Source organism: Aquibium sp. ELW1220 (genome assembly GCF_030398385.1).
In the GTDB taxonomy this organism is placed as follows: domain Bacteria; phylum Pseudomonadota; class Alphaproteobacteria; order Rhizobiales; family Rhizobiaceae; genus Aquibium.
The window spans coordinates 254077-260356 of sequence record NZ_JAOAOQ010000005.1 but is presented as its reverse complement, the minus strand read 5'-3'; the positions used below and the strand labels follow the sequence as shown (position 1 = coordinate 260356).

Sequence of the window (6280 nt, the reverse complement as noted above, 5' to 3'; positions counted from 1 at the left end):
TGGCAAACCCTCGATAAGGCGATCGAGCCTATGACCCTTGACCTCGCCGCTTGATCAAGCGCAAATCATCCCGCTCGGAGGACGTCGCCCGAGAATTTCCACCACATACGAGACACAACCACCCACCAACTGCGCAGACCGCCATTATCTGTGCGATCCTGGCCACCTACGCTACGACCATCTGGCAACTCGTCACCGTTTCGGGCAGCGCCGACCGCCTGAACGGTCCTGGATCGCGGCAGATCCTGTTCCGGCAGTGGCTGCTGGTCTCCATGCCGATCTTTCTGGTCGAGAGCTTCTTCTACCTCCTGACCAATGCCGATGTGCTGATGGTCGGCCGCTACCTGCCCCCGGACGACGTCGCGATCTATTTCGCGACAGTTAAAACGCTGGCGCTGGTCCACTTCGTCTATTTCGCGGTCAAGACCGGTGTGGCGCAGCGCTACGCCTCGATCTGGCACGGCGGAGACAGGCAGGCGTTCCGAAGCTTTGCGCAGGCCACCGTCGGCTGGACCTTCTGGCCTTCGCTCGCCATGGCGGCCGTCGTCCTGGTGATCGGCCAGCCGATGCTCGCCCTCTTCGGCCCACATTTCGACCAGGGCTATCCGCTTCTGTTCGTGCTGGTGCTCGGCGTGGTCGCCCGCGCCGCGGTCGGGCCGGCCGAAAGCCTCCTCACAATGAGCGGCAATCAGAACATCTGCGCGGGCGTCTATGCCATGACGCTTTCGATCAACATCGGCCTCAACGTGCTGCTCATTCCGCTCTACGGCCTTTGGGGAGCAGCACTGGCGACCGCGATCGCCATGACCTTCGAGGCCCTGGCTCTTTCCTTCACCGTGTGGCAGCGGCTGGGGATCGTCATGGCGGTCTTCCTGCCCGCAACCCTGTCCAAGGACGCGTGATCATGGCGGCAGTTCCCATCCTGGAGGAGATGAGTGGCAGCCCGGCCGGCGCGATGATCGCCAGCCTTGCCGGCCTTCGGGGCCAGTCGCTCGATCCGGAGCGGGCGCAGCTGGTGCTCTCGAACGGGACGGATCGACGACTGGCGCTGTACGCCGCGTCTGCCGGTTTCGACCTCGTGGAGGAACTCGACTTCCTGTGCCTGCGCACCGTCGAACCGAACGTCTTCTTCAACCCGCGCTTCCTTGCCCCGGCGATGCCCCGACTGGAGGATCGCGAGGTGCGGCTGGCGGTGATCCGCGATGGGGACGAGGAGAAGAACCGTCTTCGGATGCTCGTTCCCTTCTCCGTGGAGCGCCCTTCGGTGCCGATCGGCGTGCCGATCATGCGCACCTGGTCCAGCCCCTTCGGGCCGGTGGGAACGCCATTGATCGACCGCGACGATCCGGTGGGGGTGATCGACGATTTCCTGTCGATGATCGCGCGGCCGCACCTGAAGCTGCCGGGCGTGCTTGTCCTGCCGGACATGCGCCTCGACGGAGCAGCCGCCCGCGTCATCCGCACGGCCGCTCTCGGGCGGAACCTTGCGGTGATCGAGACCGATCGCGTGAGCCGGCCCTTTCTCGAAAGCGACCTCGATGGTCAGGCCTATCTCAAGGAGACGCTTCGATCGCACCATGTGCGCGAGTTCCGCCGCCTGAAAAGGCGGCTTGGCGAACATGGCGTGGTAGAACACGTCGTGGCGCGCCAGCCTGAGGAGGTGCGGCTCGCCCTCGAGGAGTTCCTCACGCTCGAAGCCTCTGGCTGGAAGGGCCGCGAGCGCTCGGCGCTTGCGGCAGACCGCTTCCGCGCGCCTTTCGCGCGCGAGGCCATCCACCGGCTGGCGCAGCGGGACCTCTGCCGGATCCACTCGCTGACGCTCGACGGCAAGACCATCGCCAGCCTCGTCGTCTTCGTCGAGCAGGGCGTCGCCTACACCTGGAAGACCGCGTATGACGAGGCCTATGCAGCCTACTCGCCCGGCACGCTGCTGGTCATCGAGATCACCCACCAGCACCTCGACGATCCCAACATTGCGGCGACGGATTCCTGCGCCGTCCCGGACCATCCCGTCATGAGCCGGCTGTGGCGCGAGCGCCGCGAGATGGGGACGCTGGTAATCGGACTGACGCCCGGAGCGGACAAGCCGGCGCGCCAGGCGGCCGGCCAGATCCATCTCTATCGCGAGACGCGCAACTTCGCCCGCCTGATGCGAACGCGGCTTCGTGGACTCCTGAAGCGGCGTTGAAGGGGTTCAGGCAGCGGGGGCCGACCGTTCCTCCGTCTCACGACGGGCGCGGTCGCGAAAGATGCGGCGAATGACCTTGCCGGTCGTCGTCAGTGGCATAGAGTCCACGAACTCCACCTCGCGCGGATATTCGTGCGCAGACAGGCGTTCGCGAACCCAGCCCCGGATCTCTTCGCGCAAGCTTTCGGACGGCTCGACTCCCTCCTTCAGCACGATATAGGCCTTGACGATCTCGGTGCGCAGCGGATCCGGCTTGCCGACCGCGGCAGCCAAGGCGACGGAGGTATGGCCCGTCAGGCAATCCTCGATCTCGCCGGGGCCGATGCGATAGCCCGCCGACGTGATGACATCGTCGTCCCGCCCGAAGAAATGGATGTATCCATCCCTATCGGCAATCCCCTGGTCGCCGGTCGTCATCCAGTCGCCGACGAACTTCTGTGCCGTCGCCTCCGGACTGTTCCAATACTCCAGGAACATCACCGGATCGGGCCGACGTACAGCAATCTGGCCCGGCTCGCCCGCCGGAACCGGTCTTCCCTCGGCATCGATCAACGCCACGTCGTGACCCGGCACCGGCTTGCCGGTGGAGCCGGCACGACTGATGCCCAGCGCCGCACAGGATCCGAGCACGAGATTGCATTCGGTCTGACCGTAGATCTCGTTGACCGTGAGACCGAGTTCCGCCTTCGCCCATTCGTAGGTCTCGCGACCGAGCGCCTCGCCGGCGGAGGCCGCCGTACGCAGGCCCTTCGGAAAGATGCGGCCGATGTCGCGCTGCGACTTCATCATCCGCAGCGCCGTCGGCGGGATGAAAGCATTCCGGACACCCGTCTCGCGCATCAGCGCACAGGCGGCTGCCGGGTCGAACTTCTCCGACCGTGAAGAGACTACCGGAACGCCGAAGTACAGGGCCGGCAACAAGGCGTTGAGCAGGCCGCCAGCCCATGCCCAGTCCGCCGGCGTCCAGAAGCGGTCGCCGGGCTCCGGCATGAATTCGTGCGCCATCTGCATTCCGGGCAGGTGTCCGAGCAGCACGCGGTGCCCGTGCAGGGCGCCCTTCGGCGGGCCGGTCGTGCCGGAGGTGAAGATCATCATGGCCGGATCATCGGGTGTCGTGTCCACCGGCCTGAACTCCGGGCGTCCCTCCGCCAGAAGCCTCTCGAAGCCGACCGCGCCCGCTGCATCGCCCTCGACCAGCACCACCAGTTCCAGGTCGGCCAGCCGCGAACGGATGCGGGCGAGTTTCTGCGCGCCCGCGGCATTCGTAATCACCGCCTTCACACCGGCAGTCGCCAGCCTGTATTCGAGCGCCTCGACACCGAACAGCAGCGCGAGCGGCACTGATATGGCGCCGAGCTTGTAGATCGCGACATGGCTGATGGCTGTCTCGAAGCTCTGCGGCAGGAGCAGGGCAACGCGATCTCCGCGACCGACGCCGCGTGCACCGAGCGCGCAGGCGAGCGCCGAGGACCGTGCGGACAGTTCTGAGAAACTCAAGGTCGCCGGCGCGCCGTCCGGCCTCCATTCGACCAGCGCCACGCGCCCGGGATCGCGCGAGGCCCAGACGTCCGAAACGGCAACGCCGATGTTGAAGCGGTCAGGGATCGTCCAGCGGAAAGCGGACCGGAGTGCGTCGTAGCTGTCGCGGCGTTCGAGCATGGACACAGGTCTCCGCTCCTCCGCGATTGACGACGATGCCCGCCTCCCGCGAGCGCCGGGCAAGCTGTTACGCAATGCCGCGGCGCGTGGCAAGTCCTGGTGGCGAGCCGAGGGATTCCCGTCCGCGTCAGCCCGTCGAAGCGCTGGAGACCGCGGATTTGCGGACGTCGCCGGTACGGCTATGGTGCGCTCGAAGCGCCGGGCGGATCCGGGGCTCGACAAGCGGATGCGTGCGATGGAACTGACCTGCTATGTCGAGGGAGACGGCGACGGCTTCGAGATAAGACCGGCCTCGTCTCGACGCGCGTGGATGGACACCGCACAGGGCCGCAATCCCTATCGCTGCCTCCCCCTGGTCGTAGCCAACGGCTATGGCTGGGAGATCCTGTCGCCGGTCGGGTTCTCGGCCATCTGGAATGGAGGTCCGCATCGGGACGGGCTCGTCGTCCTGGAGGATCCGGGAACGAAACCGCCTGCTCACAGCCATTTCGGGGAAGGCATCCTGACGTTCAGGATGCCGCTCGTCTTCCGCACCGATCCCGGAACGGACCTGATGGTCCAGGGGCCGATCAACAGTCCGAAGGACGCCATCGCGCCGCTCACCGGTCTGGTCGAGAGCGACTGGGGACCGTTCAGCTTCACGATGAACTGGAAGTTCACACGCGCCAGGACCGCCGTCCGATTCCGCGCAGGCGAACCGTTCTGCCACATCTTCCCGGTCCAACGGGGTGCGGTGGAGCGAATCATCCCGAGGATGATGCCCCTCTCCGCTGCGCCCGAACTCGAAGCGAGCCATGCGGAATGGACGACAGCCAGAAGGCAGTTCAACGCCGACCTGAAATTGGAAGGCAGCGCGGCGCGCAAAGCGGGATGGCAGAAGCACTACCAGCGCGGCACCGACTTCCACGGCAACCCCGGGCCGGACTCCCACCGCACCCGGTCGAATGCGAGACCTTTCGTGAAGGGAAAGCCCTGAACCGGATGGTCCGCTTGGTGCCCCTGGCCGGGTTCGAACCAGCACTCCTTTCGGAACTCGATTTTGAGTCGAGCGCGTCTACCAATTCCACCACAGGGGCCCGCGGAAGGTCCGGCGTGAGCCGGACGGCTGCGGACTATACGGGCGCGCGGCGGCGCGTCAAACGCTTTCTGGCGAAGCGAACGCTTGGTCGCCCCATGGACATGCGGAGTCTGTCAGGGGAGCAAGGAGAGTTCACCGTGGCGGCGGTCTGCTTCCGGCTGCGACGGAATCGACCCTCCCCCTCCGCTCGTTCGTCGCTTCCCACGACCGGCGAAAGGCACTAGACATCCGACGTCAAACGGGGGCGATCCATGCTTCGCAGGCTTTACGACTGGACGATGTCGCTCGCAGCAACGCGTCATGCCGAGCGTGCGCTGGCGGGCGTGTCCTTCGTCGAGAGTTCCTTTTTCCCGATTCCGCCCGACGTGCTGCTGATCCCCATGGTCCTGTCGGACCGGTCGAAGTGGATTCGCTACGCCGTGATCTGCACCATCGCGTCGGTGCTCGGCGCCCTGCTCGGCTATGCAATCGGCGCCTTCCTGTTCGATGTCATCGGCCAGCCGATCCTGAAGCTGTACAATGCCGAGCAATCCTTCGCGAAGATACAGGACTGGTACGATGCCTGGGGCGGGTGGGGCGTGCTGTTCGCGGCTATCACGCCCTTCCCTTACAAGGTGCTGACGATCTTCTCCGGGTTCACCGGACTCGACCTCCTCACCTTCGTGGCCGTATCGGTGCTCGGCCGCGGCTTCCGCTTCTTCCTGGTGACGTGGCTGCTGAACCGTTTCGGCGCTCCTATCCGAAGCTTCATCGAAAAGAATCTCGGTCTTCTTTTCACCCTCTTCATGGTGCTGCTGGTCGGCGGATTCGTCGCCATCCGCTACGTATTCTGACAGGTCATGCCGATGTTCCCAACCGCCCCGGCCGGTCGCCGACAATTGCTTACGGCGTCCTTCCTTGCCATCGCGATGACCGGAGTCGTCGGATCGGCGCTGCTGTTCGAACATGTCGGCGGCTACATCCCCTGCAAGCTTTGCCTGGAGCAGCGGATGCCCTACTACATCGGCGCGCCGGTCATGGTTGCGGCCGCACTCTCGGCGGCGCTGCGCCTGCCGGGCGTCGTCACGCGGGGCATGATCCTCGTCGGCGCGCTGCTGATGACCTGGGGGCTGGCAATGGGCGTGTACCACTCGGGCGTCGAATGGGCCTGGTGGACGGGCCCATCGGACTGCGGCGCCGTCGCCGGCGCGCCTGCGGGCGGCAGTCTGCTCGATTCGCTGAATACGGTGATCCCACCGTCCTGTGACGAAGCGGCGCTGCGAATCCTCGGACTGTCGCTCGCAGGTTGGAACGCCATCGCGAGCCTTCTGCTGGCGGCGACCGCTTACCGCGCCGCCTTCAGCAGACCTTGAGCG

At 65.7% G+C, this 6280-nt stretch carries 5 protein-coding genes, 1 tRNA gene and 1 pseudogene; 5 read left to right on the top strand and 2 right to left on the bottom strand.

Features of this window, described 5'->3' with window-relative positions; all coding sequences use genetic code 11:
- Positions 1-119: 119 nt before the first annotated feature.
- Both N1F91_RS07380 and N1F91_RS07375 read left to right on the top strand, forming a co-directional pair.
- Positions 120-902, top strand: a pseudogene (locus N1F91_RS07380) (lipopolysaccharide biosynthesis protein); the annotation flags it as partial.
- A 2-nt stretch (positions 903-904) separates the two neighbouring features.
- Positions 905-2188: a GNAT family N-acetyltransferase gene (locus N1F91_RS07375; protein WP_289991122.1), complete on the top strand. Its 1284-nt coding sequence runs from the start codon at positions 905-907 to the stop codon at positions 2186-2188.
- Positions 2189-2194: 6 nt separating this feature from the next.
- Here N1F91_RS07375 and N1F91_RS07370 read toward each other — a convergent pair whose 3' ends face one another.
- The gene (locus N1F91_RS07370; RefSeq protein ID WP_289991120.1) at positions 2195-3847 is read right to left on the bottom strand and encodes an AMP-binding protein; all 1653 of its coding nucleotides are present in this window, start codon (positions 3845-3847) and stop codon (positions 2195-2197) included.
- Between the two features lie 235 nt (positions 3848-4082).
- Here N1F91_RS07370 and N1F91_RS07365 point away from each other — a divergent pair, with 235 nt between their 5' ends.
- Complete coding sequence (locus N1F91_RS07365; protein ID WP_289991119.1) at positions 4083-4823, top strand: DUF6065 family protein; 741 nt, start codon at positions 4083-4085, stop codon at positions 4821-4823.
- A 15-nt stretch (positions 4824-4838) separates the two neighbouring features.
- Here N1F91_RS07365 and N1F91_RS07360 read toward each other — a convergent pair.
- A tRNA-Leu gene (locus tag N1F91_RS07360) sits at positions 4839-4923 on the bottom strand.
- A 253-nt stretch (positions 4924-5176) separates the two neighbouring features.
- Here N1F91_RS07360 and N1F91_RS07355 point away from each other — a divergent pair.
- Together N1F91_RS07355 and N1F91_RS07350 are read left to right on the top strand one after the other, a co-directional pair.
- Positions 5177-5758 carry a YqaA family protein gene (locus N1F91_RS07355; RefSeq protein ID WP_289991118.1) on the top strand — a complete coding sequence of 194 codons (582 nt, stop codon included), beginning with the start codon at positions 5177-5179 and terminating at the stop codon, positions 5756-5758.
- 12 nt (positions 5759-5770) lie between these two features.
- Positions 5771-6277 carry a disulfide bond formation protein B gene (locus N1F91_RS07350; protein ID WP_289991117.1) on the top strand — a complete coding sequence of 169 codons (507 nt, stop codon included), beginning with the start codon at positions 5771-5773 and terminating at the stop codon, positions 6275-6277.
- The last annotated feature ends 3 nt before the right edge of the window (positions 6278-6280 follow it).

Excerpts from the sequence above, each read along its gene's own strand:
- N1F91_RS07370 (WP_289991120.1), bottom strand. The coding sequence starts at position 3,847 with ATGCTCGAACGCCGCGACAGCTACGACGCACTCCGGTCCGCTTTCCGC.
- N1F91_RS07350 (WP_289991117.1), top strand. The coding sequence starts at position 5,771 with ATGTTCCCAACCGCCCCGGCCGGTCGCCGACAATTGCTTACGGCGTCC.
- N1F91_RS07375 (WP_289991122.1), top strand. The coding sequence starts at position 905 with ATGGCGGCAGTTCCCATCCTGGAGGAGATGAGTGGCAGCCCGGCCGGC.
- N1F91_RS07365 (WP_289991119.1), top strand. The coding sequence starts at position 4,083 with ATGGAACTGACCTGCTATGTCGAGGGAGACGGCGACGGCTTCGAGATA.
- N1F91_RS07355 (WP_289991118.1), top strand. The coding sequence starts at position 5,177 with ATGCTTCGCAGGCTTTACGACTGGACGATGTCGCTCGCAGCAACGCGT.